We start from the raw sequence: 17,523 nt of genomic DNA, 5'->3' as shown, positions 1-17,523 counted from the left end.
CGCGCGGTCGGGGGCCCGGGAGCGCTCCCACGGCAGCTTAGGGGCGTGCGTAACACCTCCGCAACATGTCGATGCGTCGAAGTGTGCCGCGCCGCCCGATGCCGCGCCGCGGGCCGGCGGGGCGGTCAGCAGGGCCGGGTGCTGTGCCGTACGACCAGCGGGGTGGCCAGTTCGATGCGGTCACTGGCCAGCTCCTCGCCGTTGACCAGGCTGAGCAGCATGCGGGTGGCCATCGCGGCCATCTCCGTCAGCGGCTGCCGGACGGTGGTCAGCGGCGGCACGGCCCACCGGGCGGCGTCCAGATCGTCGAAACCGACGACGCTCATGTCGTCCGGCACCCGCAGTCCCCGCTCGTAGAGCGCCTCGTAGGCGCCCAGGGCCATCTCGTCGGAGCAGGCGAAGAGCGCCGTCGGCGGCCGGGCCAGGTCGAGCAGGGCGTGCGTCTCCCGATAGCCCGAGGGGGCCAGGAAGTCGCCGGTGCGGACGTGGCCGGTGGGGACCCGCTGGCCAGCGGCGTCCATGGCGGCCCGGTAGCCGTCGACACGGGCGCGGCTGCACGGCACGGTGGGGGGACCGCCGATGACGGCGATGCGGTGGTGGCCGAGGCCGAGCAGATGCTCGGTGGCGGCCCGCCCGCCGGCCCAGTTGGTCGCCCCGACGGAGGGGATGTCCGCGGGGGGCTGCCCGGCCGGATCGATGATCACCGCCGGGATGCCCAGCTCCTCCAGGTGGCCGCGCTGGGCGGGCGAGAGGTCGGAGAGGACGAGCAGCACCCCGTTGCAGCGTCGGGCGGCCAGCTGCTCGGTCCAGCGCCGGTCGGGGCGGGTGCGGTGCCGGCCGTGGACGGCGGATACGACGACGCCGAAGCCGGCCTGGTAGGCCAGCTCCTCCACGCCATCGATGATCTGCATGGCCCACGGGCTGCCCAGGTCCCGCAGCACCAGGTCGATCAGGCCCGCCCGGTTTGCCGGGCGGGCCGTGCCCCGGGCCGTGTACCCCCGTGCGTCGAGCAGTGTCTGCACCCGGTGCCGGGTCGCGGGTGCGACGTCCGGCCGGCCGTTGAGGACCTTCGAGACGGTGGGGATGGACACCCCGGCCGCCTGTGCGATCTCCGCCAGCGTCGCCCGCTGTTGTTCCATGGCATCTCCCTCGTTCCCGGCCCGCCGCAGCATATCCCGAAACTTTCGACGCTTGGGGGCGGGGCGGGCGAAAACCGGGGTCGACCTCGACGCATCGACAGGTGACGCTTGACGCGTCGTCGCGCGGGCGCTTAGCCTGCTCGCGTCCGAAACAAGCTCGAAACTTTCGGGCGCGGCCCTGCCTCCGCGTCCGCTGTCGGCCGGGTCGGCGCCGCCGGACGGGGCGGCGTCGACCCGGTTGCCCGACACGGGGCGCCGAGCCGGGATCGCGGGCCGGGAGTGCGGTTTCGGCGGGGCCGCAGGTCCGGGTGGTGCCGTCGCGCTCCGTGACGAAGGGGAGCTGTCCCATCGGGCCGATCGTTCTTACTCCGCGTCGCCCTCCTTCGGGGTCCGCTTCGGTCCTGTCGCGCGCTTTGCTCTGCACCCACGGGCGCAGCGTCCCGGTGGAGCTGCGGATACGTGGCATCGCCGGGAATCGCGAAGGCTCGGGCGCGGCGGCGGAGCGTGAGCGTTGCGTCCGTGGGTGCAGAGCAAAGCGGGTGAGCGGGATGGTGCGCCGGTGGGTCGGGAAGAATCACTCCCCGTCACGGCCGGGCGGCGGGCGGACGGGCCGGCCGCGGCCGGCGCGCGACGGCGGCGCGCGCCCTGCGTCACGCGGCCGAAGCGCCCGCCTCCTTGTGAACGCACACATCCCCGATCCGGGGCCGTCTCCGTCGTGGGTCGCGTCCCGTGACCGGATCGTTGCCGACGTCGTCATCTGGAGAGATTCCAGGCAGCGGGCCGTGTCGTGGACCGGACTGAAAGATCTTGGCGGGAAGCATCTTGACGCCACTGCATGTGAGCGCTAACACTGTTGCCAGCAAGTGAGCGGAGGATGTCATGAGCGTTTCGGCAGGGCCGGGCGACCGGTACGTTGTCGGCGTCGACTACGGCACGTTGTCGGGTCGAGCGCTGGTGGTACGGGTCGGTGACGGTGCCGAACTGGGCACGGCGGTGCACGAGTACCGACACGCCGTGATGGACACGGTACTCGCCGTCGACGGCCAGGCGCTACCCGCCGACTGGGCCCTGCAGGACCCGGACGACTACCGCGAGGTGCTGCGGCAGGCGGTGCCGGCGGCCCTGGCCGCCAGCGGCGTCGACCCGCAGCAGGTCGTCGGCATCGGCATCGACTTCACCGCCTGCACCGTGCTGCCCACCCTCGCCGACGGCACCCCCCTGTGCGAGCTGCCCGACCTGCGTACCCGGCCGCACGCCTGGGTCAAGCTGTGGAAGCACCACGCGGCCCAGCCCCAGGCGGACCGGATCAACGAGCTGGCCCACGCCCGCAACGAGCCGTGGATCGGCCGCTACGGCGGCAAGATCTCCGCCGAGTGGCAGTACGCCAAGGGCCTGCAGCTGCTGGAGGAGGACCCGGAGGTCTACGACCGGGCCGAGCGGTGGATCGAGGCCGCCGACTGGATCGTCTGGCAGCTCTGCGGCGTCGAGACCCGCAACGTGTGCACCGCCGGCTACAAGGGCATCCGCCAGGACGGGCGGTACCCGTCGCGGGAGTACCTGGCCGCGCTGAACCCGGGCTTCGCCGACTTCGTCGCCAAGATCGACGGACCGCTCGCGCCGCTGGGCGCCCGGGCCGGCGGGCTGACCGCCCAGGCCGCGGCCTGGACCGGCCTGCCGGAGGGGATCGCGGTGGCGGTCGGCAACGTCGACGCCCACGTCACCTCCGCCGCCGCCCAGGCCCTCGAGCCGGGCCGGCTGGTCGCCATCATGGGCACCTCCACCTGCCACGTCGTCAACGGCACCGAGCTGGCCGAGGTGGCCGGCATGTGCGGCGTCGTGGACGGCGGGATCAGCTCCGGGCACTGGGGCTACGAGGCGGGCCAGAGCGGCGTCGGCGACATCTTCGGCTGGTACGTCCAGCACGCCGCCCCCGCCGGCTACGCCTCGCACGAGGCCCTCACGGCCGCCGCCGCCGCCCAGCCGGTCGGCGCGCACGGCCTGGTGGCGCTGGACTGGTGGAACGGCAACCGCTCCCTGCTGGTCAACCACGACCTCAGCGGGGTGATCGTCGGGCTGACCCTGGCCACCCGGCCGCCGGACGTCTACCGCGCGCTGCTGGAGTCCACCGCGTTCGGCACCCGCATGATCATCGAGGCGTTCGCCGACGCCGGGGTGCCGGTCGACGAGATCATCGTCGCGGGCGGGCTGACCAACAACGCGCTGCTCATGCAGATCTACGCCGACGTCACGCAGCGCCCGCTGGGCATCATCGGCTCGACGCAGGGCCCGGCGCTCGGCTCGGCGATCCACGCGGCGGTCGCCGCGGGCGCGTACCCCGACGTGCCGGCCGCCTCGGCGGTGATGGGCCGGGTCGACCGCGACGTCTACCGGCCCGACCCGCAGCGGGCGCTCGCCTACGACGCGCTCTACGCGGAGTACCGGCGCCTGCACGACCATTTCGGCCGGGGCGGCGACGACGTCCTGCTGCGGCTGCGCACCATCCGCAACGCCGCCCGCCGGGCGGCCGACCACTCCCCGGCCGGCGAGGCCGCAGTCCCCCTGGAGGTGTTGGCATGAGCCCCGACCTGGGCGCCGAGGTGACGCGCCTGCGTGAGCAGGTCGCGACGCTGCACGGCGAGCTGGTCCGCTACAACCTGGTGGCCTGGACTGCCGGCAACGTCTCCGCCCGGGTGCCGGGCGCGGACCTGATGGTCATCAAGCCCAGCGGCGTCTCCTACGACGACCTGCGACCCGACAACATGATCGTCTGCGACCTCGACGGGGCCGTCGTGGCGGGCGACCTGTCGCCGTCGAGCGACACCGCCGCGCACGCCTACGTCTACCGGGCGATGCCGGAGGTCGGGGGAGTGGTGCACACGCACAGCTCCTACGCCACCGCCTGGGCGGCCTGCGGCGAGTCGATCCCGTGCCACCTCACCGCCCAGGCCGACGAGTTCGGCGGCGAGATCCCGGTCGGCCCGTTCGCGCTCATCGGCGGCGACGACATCGGCAAGGGCATCGTGGCCACCCTGTCCGGGCACCGCTCGCCGGCGGTGCTCATGCGCAACCACGGCGTCTTCACCATCGGCAAGGACGCCCGCGCGGCGGTCAAGGCGGCGGTGATGTGCGAGGACGTCGCCCGCACCGCCCACCTGGCCCGCACGCTCGGCCGGCCGGTGCCGATGGCCCGCGAGGACATCGACTCCCTCTACGACCGCTACCAGAACGTCTACGGGCAGCCCGGGGTCCCGTCCGCGACCCCCTGACCGCCGCCCGCCCCGTCCCGGCCGGTCCGCACCCCGAGGCCCGGCCCGTTCCACCGCACCTCACCACAGCACCACCGGTTGGCCGTGCCGTCCCGGCACGCCGAGGCGGCCCCGGCCCATGTAGGTACCCCACCCACCCCCGCAAGGAGTCATCACATGCGCAAGACCGGCACGACCATCACCCGCCGTGGGTTCGGCGCGATCCTGGCCGCCGGCCTGATGGCCACCAGCCTGGCCGCGTGCGGCAACAGCGACACCGGCTCGGAGGCCGGCGACAGCAAGGGCGACGGCCAGATCGTCCTCGGCTTCTCGCAGGTCGGCGCGGAGAGCGGCTGGCGCACGGCGAACACCAACTCCATCAAGGAGTCCGCCGAGAAGGCCGGGATCAAGCTGCAGTTCGACGACGCGCAGCAGAAGCAGGAGAACCAGATCAAGGCGATCCGCAACTTCATCCAGCAGAAGGTCGACGTGATCGCCTTCTCGCCGGTGGTGGAGTCGGGCTGGGACACCGTGCTCAAGGAGGCCAAGGACGCCAAGATCCCGGTCATCCTGACCGACCGCGCCGTCGACTCGGCCGACAAGAGCCTCTACAAGACCTTCATCGGCTCGGACTTCGTCAAGGAGGGCCGGCTCGCCGGCGAGTGGCTGGTCGAGCAGAAGAAGGCGGCCACCGGCCCGGTGAACATCGTCGAGCTGCAGGGCACCACCGGTTCGGCGCCGGCCAACGACCGCAAGAAGGGCTTCGCGGAGGCGATCGCCGCCAACCCCAACCTGAAGGTCGTCGCGTCGCAGAGCGGTGACTTCACCCGGGCCGGCGGCAAGCAGGTCATGGAGCAGTTCCTCAAGGCCAACCCGAAGATCGACGTGCTGTTCGCCCACAACGACGACATGGGCCTCGGCGCGCTGGAGGCGATCACCGCGGCCGGCAAGGTGCCGGGCAAGGACATCACCATCATCACCATCGACGCGGTCAAGGACGGCATGCAGGCCCTGGCCGACGGCAAGTTCAACTTCATCGCCGAGTGCAGCCCGCTGCTCGGCGACCAGCTGATGGACCTGGTCAAGAAGGTCAAGGCCGGCGAGGAGGTCCCGGCCCGGGTCGAGACCCAGGAGACCACCTTCACCCAGGAGCAGGCCAAGGCCGCTCTGCCGACCCGGAAGTACTGACCGGAGGGGGCCGCCGCGCCACGCGCGGCGGCCCCGCCGCTCGCTTCCGCGACACACGAAAGGCCTGGTCAGATGTCGCAGAGGCATCCGGTCCTGACGATGACCGCGATCAGCAAGATCTTCCCGGGAGTACGCGCCCTCAACGGTGTCGACTTCCGCCTCTTCCCCGGCGAGGTCCATGCCCTGATGGGCGAGAACGGCGCCGGGAAGTCCACCCTCATCAAGGTGCTGACGGGTGTCTACAGCACGGACGCCGGCACGATCACCCTCGACGGTCAGCAGGTCTCCTTCGCCGGGCCGATGCAGGCCACCGCGGCCGGGGTGAGCACCGTCTACCAGGAGGTCAACCTCCTGCCGAACCTGTCGGTGGCGGAGAACATCTTCATCGGCCGCGAGCCGCGCCGGCTCGGGTCCGTCAACTGGCGCGAGATGCGCCGTCGGGCCAAGGAGCTGCTGGCTCGCATCGACCTGCACATCGACGTCACCGAGCTGCTCGGCAGCTACTCCCTCGCGGTCCAGCAGATGGTGGCCATCGCCCGCGCCGTCGACGTGAACGCCCGAGTGCTGATCCTCGACGAGCCCACCTCCAGCCTCGATGCCGACGAGGTGGCCCAGCTGATGCGGATCATGCGCCAGCTGCGCGACGACGGCATCGCGATCGTCTTCGTCACCCACTTCCTCGACCAGGTGTACGGCATCGCCGACCGGATCACCGTGCTGCGCAACGGCCGCCTCGTCGGCGAGTACCCGACGGCCGAGCTGCCGCAGATCGCCCTCGTGGAGAAGATGATCGGCAAGGAGCTCGACGCGCTGGAGCGCCTCGATTCCGAGACCGACCGGGACCGCGCGGCGATCGCCGCGGGGGAGCCCTTCGTGGCGGCGGACGGGCTGGGCCGCACCGGCTCGGTCGCGCCGTTCAGCCTCACCATCCACGCCGGCGAGGTCGTCGGGCTGGCCGGACTGCTCGGGTCGGGGCGTACCGAGGTCGCCCGGCTGTTCTTCGGCGCGGACCGCGCCGACCAGGGCCGGCTCGCGGTCGACGGCGCGCCCGCCACGATCCGCAATCCGGTGGCCGCGATCGACCGGGGCGTCGCCTTCTGCTCGGAGAACCGCCGCACCGAGGGCCTGGTGGGCGAGCTGTCGGTGCGGGAGAACATCATCCTGGCCATGCAGGCCGCCCGGGGCTGGCTGCGGCCCGTGCCCCGGCGCAAGCAGGACGAGCTGGTCGAGCGCTACATCAAGGCGCTGAGCATCCGCCCGGCCAACCCCGACATGCCGGTGCGCAACCTCTCCGGCGGCAACCAGCAGAAGGTGCTGCTCGCCCGGTGGCTGATCACCGAGCCGCGGCTGCTGATCCTGGACGAGCCGACCCGGGGCATCGACATCGGCGCGAAGACCGAGATCCAGCGCCTCGTGGCGCAGCTCTCCGACGGCGGAATGGCGGTGTTGTTCATCTCCGCCGAGCTGGAGGAGGTGCTGCGGCTCAGCCACAAGGTCGTCGTGATGCGCGACCGGCGGCTGGTCGCCCAGCTCGACAACGACGACACCCTCGACGCCGACCGCGTGATGCGGGCCATCGCCAGCGGCGCGGAGCAGGAAGGGCTGGAGAAGGTATGAGCACTGCGCGTACCCGCCTCGCGGGCGTCACCGGCCACCGGCTGTTCTGGCCCCTGGTCGTGCTGGTGGTGCTGCTGGCGGCGAACACCGTCTACCGGCCGAGCTTCCTGTCGGTCGAGCTGAAGAACGGCCACCTCTACGGCAGCCTCATCGACATCCTCCGGCTCAGCGCCCCGCTCATCCTGGTCGCGCTGGGCATGTCCCTGGTGATCGCCACCGGCGGCATCGACCTGTCCGTGGGCTCCGTGGCCGCCGTGTGCGGCGCGATAGCCTGCCTCTACATCAGCGAGCAGCCCGACCAGAACAGCCTCGGCGGGGTGCTCACCGCGGTGGCGATCGCGTTCGGCATCGCCTTGCTGCTCGGCGCGTGGAACGGGATCCTGGTCGCCGGGATAGGCATCCAACCGATCATCGCCACGCTGATCCTGATGGTCGCCGGCCGGGGCCTGGCCCAGTTGGTCACCTCCGGGCAGATCATCACGATCAACAGCGAGCCGTACAAGACGATCGGGGTCGGGCACCTGCTCACGCTGCCGTTCGCGATCATCATCGCCCTCGCGGTGACCCTGGTCGTGGCGCTGCTGACCCGCCGCACCGCCCTCGGCATGATCATCGAGGCGGTCGGCGGCAACGCCGAGGCCAGCCGGTTGGCGGGCGTGCGCTCGCGGCGGATCACCTTCCTGGTGTACGTGGTGAGCGCCGCCTGCGCCGCCGTCGCCGGGTTCATGATGACGGCGAACGTCTCCAGCGCCGACGGCAACGCCGTCGGCCTCTGGGTCGAACTCGACGCGATCCTCGCCGTGGTCATCGGCGGCACGTCGCTGGTCGGTGGCCGGTTCTACCTCAGCGGCACCATCGTCGGCGCGCTGATCATCCAGACCCTGACCACCTCGGTGTACGCCATGAACATCGACCCGCAGACGGCCCTGCTGTTCAAGGCGGTCGTGGTGATCGCGGTCTGCCTCATCCAGGCGCCGGCGTTCCGCGCCCGGTTCCGGCGCCGGCAGGCACCGGGGGTGCCCCCGGCGGCGCCCGTCGAGAAGCAGAAGGAGCAGGTTCCGGCATGACCACGACCCCCCTGGCCGCGCGAGGCCCACGGGCCTGGTGGCGGGTGCCGCAGCGGCAGGTGCCGGTGCTGGCCACCCTGGCCCTGCTGCTGGTGATGTACGGCATCGGCGTCTCGCAGTACCGCGCCTTCTCCAACATCCAGGTCGTCTTCAACATCTTCATCGACAACGGCTTCCTGCTCGTCGTCGCGGTCGGCATGACCTTCGTCATCCTGACCGGCGGCATCGACCTGTCGGTCGGCTCGGTGGTGGCGATGACCGCGATGGTGTCGGCGTCGCTGCTCGGCGACGGCGTGCACCCCGCGCTGGTGCTCCTGATCGCGCTGCTCATCGGCCCCACCCTCGGGTTCGCGATGGGCTGCGTCATCCACTTCTTCGACATCCAGCCGTTCATCGTCACCCTCGCCGGTATGTTCTTCGCCCGGGGCATGTGCACCTGGATCAGCTCGACGTCCATCCCGATCACCGACGGGTTCTGGACCTCGGCGGCGCAGGAGCGCATCCGCATCGGCGAGAACTTCGTGACCGTGAGCGTCCTGGTCGCCCTCGCCGTGGTGGCGGTCGCGGCGTACACGCTGGCGTACACCCGGCTGGGCCGCAACGTGTACGCCATCGGCGGCAACCAGCAGTCGGCGCTGCTCATGGGCCTGCCCGTAGGGCGCACGAAGATCGCCGTCTACACGATCAGCGGGCTCTGCTCGGCCATCGGCGGCATCCTGCTGTCGTTCTACACGCTGTCCGGCGCCCCGCTGATCGCCGTCGGCATGGAGCTGGACACGATCGCCGCCGTCGTCATCGGCGGGACCCTGCTCACGGGCGGCTCCGGCTACGTGTTCGGCACCCTGCTGGGCGTCCTCGTGCTGGGGGTGATCCAGACGCTGATCACCTTCGACGGCAGCCTCAGCTCCTGGTGGACCAAGATCGTGATCGGTGGCCTGCTGTTCGCGTTCATCCTCCTCCAGCGCCTCGTCGGCATCCGCAAGAAGTGACCACCCCAGTACACCGGAAGGCAACCCCATGACCAACCCATCCCCGGCCGCCGAGGTCTGGTTCCTCACCGGCAGCCAGGGCCTGTACGGCCCGGAGACCCTGCGTCAGGTGGCCGACCAGTCCCGGCAGATCGCGGCGCAGCTCGACGCCGACCCGGCCATCCCCGCCCGGGTGGTCTGGAAGCCGGTGCTCACCTCCAGCGCCGACATCCTGGCCGTGTGCCGTGACGCGGCCGTCCAGGGCGCGGTCGGGGTGATCGCCTGGATGCACACCTTCTCCCCGGCCAAGATGTGGATCTCCGGCCTGGACGCGCTGCGCACTCCGCTGCTGCACCTGCACACGCAGGCCAACGTGGCGCTGCCCTGGTCCGACATCGACATGGACTTCATGAACCTCAACCAGGCCGCCCACGGCGACCGGGAGTTCGGGTTCGTCCAGACCCGGCTGGGGGTGGCCCGCAAGACCGTCGCGGGGCACGTCAGCAACCCGAGCGTCACCGCCCGCATCGGGGCGTGGACCCGGGCGGCGATCGGGCACGCGGAGATGCGCTCGCTGCGGCTGGCGCGCTTCGGCGACAACATGCGCAACGTGGCGGTGACCGAGGGCGACAAGGTCGAGGCGGAGCTGCGCTTCGGCGTCTCGGTCAACACGTACGGCGTGAACGACCTGGTGGCGGCCGTGGACGCGGTGGCGGACTCGCGCATCGACGAGCTGGTCAAGGAGTACGACGACAGCTACCGGCTCGTCGCCGAGCTGCGGGCCGGCGGCGAGCGGCACGACTCGCTGCGCTACGCCGCGCGGATCGAGGCGGGCCTGCGCGACTTCCTCGACGCGGGTGGGTTCCGCGCGTTCACCACGAACTTCGAGGACCTCGGCGGGCTGCGGCAGCTGCCGGGGATCGCGGTGCAGCGGCTGATGGCCGACGGCTACGGCTTCGGCGGCGAGGGCGACTGGAAGACCTCGGTGCTGGTGCGCACGCTCAAGGCGATGTCGGTGGGCACCACGGGCGGCACGTCCTTCATGGAGGACTACACCTACGACCTCACGCCGGGGCAGGAGGTGGTCCTCGGCGCGCACATGCTGGAGGTCTGCCCGACCATCGCCGCCGACACGCCCGCCGTGGAGATCCACCCGCTGGGCATCGGCGGCCGCGAGGACCCGGTGCGCCTGGTGTTCGACGCCCAGGCGGGGCCCGCCGTGGTGCTGGGACTGGCCGACATGGGGGAGCGGTTCCGGCTGGTCGCCAACGAGATCGACGTGATCGTCCCGCCGCAGCCGCTGCCGAAGCTGCCGGTGGCCCGCGCGGTGTGGCGGCCCCGGCCGGACCTGGCCGGCTCGGCGGAGGCCTGGCTCACGGCGGGCGCGCCGCACCACACGGTGCTGTCGCAGGCCGTCGGGGTCGAGGAACTGCACGACCTGGCCGAGATGGTCGCCACCGAGCTGGTCGTCATCGACGCGGAGACGACCACCCGTGGGCTGACGAACGAGTTGCGGTGGAACCAGGCCTACTACCGGTTGGCCAGGGGCTTCTGAGGCTCGACCGGTCGACCGTACGACCGGGGTGTCCGGCGTGGTCCCGAGGCGGGAGCACGCCGGACACACCGTCCGCGCAGCGAGCCTGACCGCCCGTCTTGTTGATCACGACGGGCTACGATGGCCACGAGGGGAGTTGCCATGGGTCAGCAGCCGGCCGCACGCGCGGCGGTGATGAACGACGTCGCCCGGCTCGCCGGTGTCTCGCACCAGACGGTGTCGCGGGTGCTCAACAACCACCCGAGCGTCCGGCAGGAGACCCGCGAGCGGGTGATGCGCGCGGTGCACCAGCTCAACTACCGGCCCAACGCCCTGGCCCGAGGGCTGGCCGGGCGGCGCTCCCGGGTCATCGGTGTGGTCAGCTTCGACACCATCCTCTACGGCCCGGCGGCGACCCTGCTCGGCATCGAGCGCGCCGCCCGCGCGGCGGGGTACGGCATCAGCATCGTCACCCTGGAACAGCTCGACCGGGCCGGGATGCGGTCGGCGATCGACGCCCTCACCGAGCAGTCGGTGGCGGGGGTGGTCGTCATCGCCCCGATGATGACGGCGGCGGTGGCCGTGCACGGCCTGCCCACCGGCGTGCCCGCCGTGGTGGTCGAGTCGAGCGGCGGCGCCCGGGAGCTGCCGAGCATCTCCGTCGACCAGGTCGCCGGGGCCCGGCTGGCCGTGGAGCACCTGCTGTCCCTCGGGCACGAGACGGTGTGGCACATCGCCGGCCCCCGGGACTGGCTGGAGGCCCGCGACCGCGTCGACGGGTGGCGGTTGGCGCTGGAGCAGGCCGGGCGGTCCGTCCCGCCGGTCCTCGTCGGCGACTGGAGCCCCCGGGCGGGCTACGAGATCGGGCAGTCGCTGGTCGACCGCCCGGACGTGACGGCCGTGTTCTGCGCCAACGACCACCAGGCGCTCGGCCTGCTGCGGGCGCTGCACCAGCGCGGCGTGCGGGTTCCGGAGGACGTCAGCGTGGTCGGGTTCGACGACATCCCCGAGGCCGAATACCTCTCGCCGCCGCTGACCACGGTGCGGCAGGACTTCGACGAGGTGGGCCGCCGGTGCGTGGCGGCCCTGCTGGAGCTGTTCGACGCCGACGGCCCGGCGGGGCGCTTCCCGCATCCGCAGGTCGAGCCGCAGCTCGTCGTACGCGCGAGCAGCGGCGGCCGGAAGGGCTGACCGCACGTCCGGATCCGGTGCGCCGCGAGGGCCGCGCCGGTCCTCGCCGTGCCGGCGCGCCGCGAGGGCCCGCCGGCTCCGGACCCGTGGCCGCCCGACCCGTGACGGCGCAGTGAGTCCTGTTAGCGCGCACATACCCAGCGTTGTGCCTGGTAGGGCCCTTGACTCCGGGGTTTTGTAGCGCCGAGAATTCGGGCTTGTTAACGCTCACACCCCCGCCACCACGAGGGAACCCCATGCGCGAAGCTCCCCCGGAACCGCGATCCTCCTTCCCGTCCCGCACCCGGCGCCGGGCCCGGCCCCTCGTCGCCGGGACGCTCCTCGCCCTGGTCGCCGGTCTGCTGCCCGCCACCGCCGCGCCGGCCGCCGCCGACGTGACCGACGGCCTGCTGGTGCGCTACGACCTGACGCAGACCACCGGCACGACCGTCACCGACAGCTCCGGCCGGGGCAACGACGGCACGCTCACCGGCGGCGGCACCTGGACCGGCCAGGGCGGTCTCGTCCTCGACGGCGTCGACGACCACGTCAAGCTGCCCGACAACATCATGGCCGGGCTGTCGTCGATCACCGTCGCCGTCGACGTGCTCGTCGACCCCACGCAGCAGACCCCGTACTTCATCTGGGGCCTCGGCAACCCGGCGACCTCGAACTCCGGCACCGGCTACCTGTTCACCAGCGGCGACGCCTTCCGCACCGCCATCACCACCACCAACTGGTCCGGCGAGAAGGTGACCGGCAAGGGCGCGAACCTCACCCGGGGCGTGTGGAAGTCCGTCACCTACACGCAGACCGGCACCACCGGCACCCTCTACGAGGACGGCGTGCAGGTCGCGCAGAACACCGGCGTCACCGTGCTGCCCAGCGCCGTCGGCAACGGCACGACGACCAACAACAACCTCGGCCGCTCCAACTACGCCGCGGACCGCTACCTCAAGGGCCGGGTGGCCAACTTCCGCATCTACGACCGCGCGCTGCCCGCCGACGAGGTGGCCGCCATCGCGCTGCCCGACGCCACCCGCGTCGCCGGCGACACCGCCGCCCTCGACCTGGGCGACCTCTCGGCCGTGACCGGGAAGCTCACCCTGCCCGCCACCGGCACGTACGGGTCGGCGATCGCCTGGTCCTCCAGCGCCCCCGGCACCATCAGCGCGACCGGCGAGGTGACCCGCCCCGCCCCCGCCGACGGGCCCGCCACGGTCACCCTCACCGCGACCGTCAGCCGGGGCGGCAGCAGCGACACCAAGGCGTTCACCGCCACCGTCCTGCCCGACGAGACCGACCAGACGCGGGCCGACGCGGCCGCCGCCGCCCTCTCGCTCGTGAACGCCGGCGACGTGCGCGGCAACCTCACCATGCCGAGCACCGGGAGCAACGGCGCGACCGTCGCCTGGCGCTCCGCCAGCCCGGACGTCGTCAGCCCCGACGGCATCGTCAAGCGCCCCGCGCACGGGGCGGGCGACGTCAAGGTCACCGTGACCGCGACCGTCACCGTCGGCACGGCCACCGCCGAGCGGGCCATCGAACTGACCGTCCGCGAGCTGCCCGAGGCCGCCCCCTACGCCGGCTACGCCTTCAGCTACTTCACCGGCAACTCCATCGCCGGGGAGAAGATCTACTTCGCGGCCAGCCAGGGCAACAACGCCCTGCGGTGGACCGAGGTCAACGGCGGCCAGCCGAAGCTGGAGTCGACGTTCGGCACCCTGGGCCTGCGGGACCCGTTCCTGATCCGCAGCCCCGAGGGGGACCGGTTCTTCCTCATCGCCACCGACCTGTCCATCGGCCGCAACGGCAACTGGGACGTCGCGCAGCGCCAGGGCAGCCGGTACCTGGAGGTCTGGGAGTCCACCGACCTGGTGAACTGGTCGGAGCAGCGGCACATCCTGATCTCCCCGCCCACCGCCGGCAACACCTGGGCGCCGGAGGCGTACTGGGACGCCGCCCGGGGCGAGTACCTCGTCTTCTGGGCCTCGAAGCTCTACGCGGAGAACGACCCGAACCACACCGGCAACACGTACAACCGGATGCTCGCCGCGACGACCCGTGACTTCGTCACGTTCAGCCAGCCGACGATCTGGCAGGACCCGGGTGACTCCCGCATCGACTCCACGGTGATCCGGGAGGGCGACACCTACTACCGGTTCACCAAGGACGAGGGCGGCGGCGGCACCGGCTGCTCCGACATCATCCAGGAGAAGTCGCCCTCGCTGACCGCCGCCGACCTGCCCGGCAAGCCCTCTTGGACGGTGCTCGACTCCTGCATCGGCCGCGACGCCGGCACCTCCGCCGTCGAGGGGCCCACGGTCTTCAAGGCCAACCCGGGCGACACCTCCGGCTCGAAGTACTACCTGTTCGTCGACGAGTACGGCGGCCGGGGCTACATCCCGCTGGGCACCGACGACCTGGAGAACCCGGACTGGAAGGTGCCGGCCTCCTACGACCTGCCCGCCAGCCCCCGGCACGGCACCGTCATCCCGGTCACCAAAAAGGAGCTCGACGCCCTCAACGACGCGCCGCCGCCGGTACGCGCCAACGCCGACGGCGTCGTCGCCCACTACGCGCTCGACCAGGCCAGCGGCACCACCGTCACCGACGACTCCGGCAACGGCTACGACGCGAAGCTGGCCGGCGACGCGACCTGGGGCGACGGCAGCCTCGCCCTCGGCGGGACCAACGGCCACGTCGACCTGCCCGACAACATCATGGCCGGCCTCGACGAGATCACCGTGTCGATGGACGTGAAGATGGCCACCGACCAGGCCACGCCGTACTTCATCTGGGGGCTGGGCAACACCGACTCCGACGGCGTCGGCAACGGCTACCTGTTCACCAGCGGCAACAACTACCGGACCTCGATCAGCCTGGGCAACTGGACCGGCGAGCAGACCGTCACCGGCGGCAGCGCCGTCCCCCGGGGCGTGTGGAAGACCCTCACGTACACCCTGAACTCGGCCGGCACCGCCCGGATCTACCTCGACGGGGTGCGGGTCGCCGAGAAGACCGGGCTGACCCACCGCCCCGGCGACATCGGCGGCGGCCGCACCACGGCCAACTACATCGGCCGCTCCCAGTACGCCGCCGACAAGTACCTCAAGGGCCGGGTACGCGACTTCTCCCTCTACAACCGGGCGCTCACCGACGGCGAGGTCGCCGCGCTGGGCTCCAACGGCACCAGCGTCGTGGCGGTCGAACTCGACAGCCTCAAGGTCCCCGCGATCATCGACGCCGCCAGCAGCACCATCACGCTGCCGGTCAAGCCGGGCACCGACGTGACCGCCCTCGCCCCGACGTACGTGGTCGCGCCGACCTCGACCGTCACGCCCGGCGGCGCCCGGGACTACTCGCAGCCGGTGACGCTGACCGTGACCAGCGCGGCCGGGGCGACCCGCGAGTGGACCGTGCGGACGGTGCAGATGCGCTCGCCGGTGCTGCCCGGCTTCAACGCCGACCCGAACATCGTCCGGTTCGGCGACACCTACTACATCTACGCCACCACCGACGGCTTCCCCGGCTGGGGCAGCTCGAAGTTCACCGTCTGGTCGAGCCGCAACCTGGTCGACTGGACCGGCCACGACACGATCCTCGACCTCGGGCCGGACATCACCTGGGCCGACAGCAACGCGTGGGCGCCCGCCGCGATCGAGAAGAACGGCAAGTACTACTTCTACTTCTCGGCGCAGCAGAACATCGGCGTCGCCGTCGCCGACTCGCCGCTCGGGCCGTTCGTCGACCCCATCGGCAAGCCGCTGGTGAGCAAGGCCGACTACGGCAACGCCCAGCAGATCGACCCGGCGGTCTTCACCGACGACGACGGGCAGAGCTACCTCTACTGGGGCAACGGCACCCCGTACGTGGTCCCGCTCAACGACGACATGGTCTCCTACGACGTCGCCAAGCGGGTGCGGCTCACCGGCCTCACGGACTTCCGCGAGGGCCTGTTCATGCACAAGCGCGCCGGGACCTACTACCTGTCCTGGTCGATCGACGACACGGGCAGCGAGAACTACCGCGTCGGTTACGGCACCGGCACCAGCCCGCTGGGGCCGTTCACCGCCAAGGGGGAGATCCTCACCAAGGATCCGAGCCAGGGCATCCTCGGCACCGGGCACCACTCGATCCTGCAGGTGCCGGGCACCGACGACTGGTACATCGCGTACCACCGGTTCGGCATCCCCGGCGGCGACGGCACGCACCGGGAGACCACGATCGACCGGCTGTACTTCGACGCGGACGGCGCCATCAGGAAGGTCGTCCCGACGCTGGGCAGCGTCGACCCGCTGCGCTACGAGGGCGGGCAGCCGAAGGCGACGGTCTCCGACGCGGGGGCCGACGGATGGTACGGCGCGGACGCCGCCCTGACCATCACCGCCGGTGACAAGGTGAAGCTGGTCGAGTACCAGATCGACGGCGGCGGCTGGTTCCCGTACCGCGAGCCGGTGGACCTGCCGGCCGGCAGCCACCGCGTCGACTACCGGGCCCAGGGCGTCAACCTCTTCTGGAGCGACGCGTGGTCGCTCCAGGTCAAGGTGGACGAGACCGCCCCGACCGTGCAGGCGTACCTGGTGGAGCGCAAGTTCGTGGTCAACGCCAGCGACGTCGACTCCGGCGTGGCCCGCATCGAGTACCGGATCGACAAGGGTGCCTGGCAGCCGTACCTGGCCCCGGCCCGGATCGACAGCTGCGCCCACGTGATCCGCTACCGGGCGTACGACGTGGCCGGCAACGTCAGCCGTGAGCGGGCCCTCAACGTGCCCGCGCTGGGCGACCCCGCCGAGGCCACCAAGCTCCCGTCGGTCAGCGGGACGGCCAAGGTCGGCAAGACCCTCACCGCCGACCCGGGCAAGTGGGACGAGAAGAAGCTCACCTTCTCCTACCAGTGGCTGCGTGGCGGCAAGGTCATTGCCGGGGCCACCGGCAAGTCGTACGTGCCCAAGGCCGCCGACGTCGGGTACCGGCTCTCAGTGCGGGTGACGGCCACCCGTTCGGACCTGCAGCCCGGCACGGCCACGTCGAAGGAGACCGCGAAGGTCGCCCGCAAGTAGCCGGGGTTCGACGTCTGGGCAGCTCGAAGGCCACCTTCCGGGAGACGGGAGGTGGCCTTCGAGCCGTGCGGAGCGACCGGGCCCCGCCGCTTGCCGCGGGTGTCGCGACGTATGGGGTGAAGCGACCCGCCGGGCCGGTGCGAATCAGGAAGAGAGATAATCCCATCTCCATCAAAACCGGGGCATGGCATTAACATCGAGTTCGGCGTCGGTGTCCATCGCCGTTGTGTAGGCGGGTGGTTCTCGATCGTTGTTTCTCGGAAATTAGACGATTCTTTCGCCTGCGTGAATTGTGGGCGCCTGCGGAGTTGTCGGGAGGCTTTCAAGGGCATCTCCTTTCACGAATTTGGGTCAGTTGCCAAGCTGTGCGAGTATTCACAACTGATCTCGGTCGGGGGTTGGGAGGGGGGCAATGGAAGGCGTTTTAGCTGGGCGAATGCCTGGCCGCGCCCCAGGCGGGGGTGCAGTCCTGATGGGTGGCGGCGCAGCCGCCGCCCATCCGCAGGATGCCATCAAATAGGGCATTCAGTGC

10 protein-coding genes are annotated in these 17,523 nt (G+C 71.4%); 9 read left to right on the top strand and 1 reads right to left on the bottom strand.

What is annotated here, in order from left to right; all coding sequences use genetic code 11:
• Window positions 1-125: 125 nt before the first annotated feature.
• Window positions 126-1,139 carry a LacI family DNA-binding transcriptional regulator gene (locus tag GA0070558_RS26690; protein WP_077937647.1) on the bottom strand — a complete coding sequence of 338 codons (1,014 nt, stop codon included), beginning with the start codon at window positions 1,137-1,139 and terminating at the stop codon, window positions 126-128.
• An 879-nt stretch (window positions 1,140-2,018) separates the two neighbouring features.
• Between GA0070558_RS26690 and araB the strand changes: the two genes are divergently transcribed.
• The 9 genes from araB to GA0070558_RS26645 all read left to right on the top strand — a co-directional run bounded on the left by araB (window position 2,019) and on the right by GA0070558_RS26645 (window position 16,991).
• Entirely contained in the window at window positions 2,019-3,716 is a 1,698-nt protein-coding gene (araB, locus tag GA0070558_RS26685; protein ID WP_091284632.1) for a ribulokinase, read from the top strand.
• Entirely contained in the window at window positions 3,713-4,405 is a 693-nt protein-coding gene (locus GA0070558_RS26680) for an L-ribulose-5-phosphate 4-epimerase (protein WP_176734388.1), read from the top strand. The genes araB and GA0070558_RS26680 overlap by 4 nt, the downstream gene beginning before the upstream one ends.
• Before the next feature lie 156 nt (window positions 4,406-4,561).
• A complete protein-coding gene (locus GA0070558_RS26675; RefSeq protein WP_077937649.1) occupies window positions 4,562-5,572 on the top strand; it encodes an ABC transporter substrate-binding protein in 1,011 nt (336 codons plus the stop codon).
• Window positions 5,573-5,644: 72 nt separating this feature from the next.
• Entirely contained in the window at window positions 5,645-7,189 is a 1,545-nt protein-coding gene (locus GA0070558_RS26670; protein WP_077937650.1) for a sugar ABC transporter ATP-binding protein, read from the top strand.
• The gene (locus GA0070558_RS26665) at window positions 7,186-8,256 is read left to right on the top strand and encodes an ABC transporter permease (protein WP_077937651.1); all 1,071 of its coding nucleotides are present in this window, start codon (window positions 7,186-7,188) and stop codon (window positions 8,254-8,256) included. The genes GA0070558_RS26670 and GA0070558_RS26665 overlap by 4 nt, the downstream gene beginning before the upstream one ends.
• Window positions 8,253-9,245, top strand: a complete 993-nt coding sequence (gene yjfF, locus GA0070558_RS26660) for a galactofuranose ABC transporter, permease protein YjfF (RefSeq protein WP_077937652.1) — start codon at window positions 8,253-8,255, stop codon at window positions 9,243-9,245. The genes GA0070558_RS26665 and yjfF overlap by 4 nt, the downstream gene beginning before the upstream one ends.
• A 28-nt stretch (window positions 9,246-9,273) precedes the next feature.
• Window positions 9,274-10,779: an L-arabinose isomerase gene (araA, locus tag GA0070558_RS26655; protein ID WP_077937653.1), complete on the top strand. Its 1,506-nt coding sequence runs from the start codon at window positions 9,274-9,276 to the stop codon at window positions 10,777-10,779.
• Between the two features lie 141 nt (window positions 10,780-10,920).
• Window positions 10,921-11,949, top strand: a complete 1,029-nt coding sequence (locus GA0070558_RS26650; RefSeq protein ID WP_043963296.1) for a LacI family DNA-binding transcriptional regulator — start codon at window positions 10,921-10,923, stop codon at window positions 11,947-11,949.
• A gap of 236 nt (window positions 11,950-12,185) precedes the next feature.
• Window positions 12,186-16,991, top strand: a complete 4,806-nt coding sequence (locus GA0070558_RS26645; RefSeq protein ID WP_091284630.1) for a family 43 glycosylhydrolase — start codon at window positions 12,186-12,188, stop codon at window positions 16,989-16,991.
• Window positions 16,992-17,523: the final 532 nt, after the last annotated feature.

The organism is Micromonospora haikouensis, assembly GCF_900091595.1.
Taxonomy (GTDB): Bacteria; Actinomycetota; Actinomycetes; order Mycobacteriales; family Micromonosporaceae; genus Micromonospora; species Micromonospora haikouensis.
This window is presented reverse-complemented; position numbering and strand designations above follow the sequence as displayed.

What these genes read in the sequence shown, in the direction of transcription:
- yjfF (WP_077937652.1), top strand. Translation starts at nt 8,253, where the DNA reads ATGACCACGACCCCCCTGGCCGCGCGAGGCCCACGGGCCTGGTGGCGG.
- GA0070558_RS26675 (WP_077937649.1), top strand. Translation starts at nt 4,562, where the DNA reads ATGCGCAAGACCGGCACGACCATCACCCGCCGTGGGTTCGGCGCGATC.
- GA0070558_RS26670 (WP_077937650.1), top strand. Translation starts at nt 5,645, where the DNA reads ATGTCGCAGAGGCATCCGGTCCTGACGATGACCGCGATCAGCAAGATC.
- GA0070558_RS26680 (WP_176734388.1), top strand. Translation starts at nt 3,713, where the DNA reads ATGAGCCCCGACCTGGGCGCCGAGGTGACGCGCCTGCGTGAGCAGGTC.
- GA0070558_RS26690 (WP_077937647.1), bottom strand. Translation starts at nt 1,139, where the DNA reads ATGGAACAACAGCGGGCGACGCTGGCGGAGATCGCACAGGCGGCCGGG.
- GA0070558_RS26665 (WP_077937651.1), top strand. Translation starts at nt 7,186, where the DNA reads ATGAGCACTGCGCGTACCCGCCTCGCGGGCGTCACCGGCCACCGGCTG.
- araB (WP_091284632.1), top strand. Translation starts at nt 2,019, where the DNA reads ATGAGCGTTTCGGCAGGGCCGGGCGACCGGTACGTTGTCGGCGTCGAC.
- araA (WP_077937653.1), top strand. Translation starts at nt 9,274, where the DNA reads ATGACCAACCCATCCCCGGCCGCCGAGGTCTGGTTCCTCACCGGCAGC.
- GA0070558_RS26650 (WP_043963296.1), top strand. Translation starts at nt 10,921, where the DNA reads ATGGGTCAGCAGCCGGCCGCACGCGCGGCGGTGATGAACGACGTCGCC.
- GA0070558_RS26645 (WP_091284630.1), top strand. Translation starts at nt 12,186, where the DNA reads ATGCGCGAAGCTCCCCCGGAACCGCGATCCTCCTTCCCGTCCCGCACC.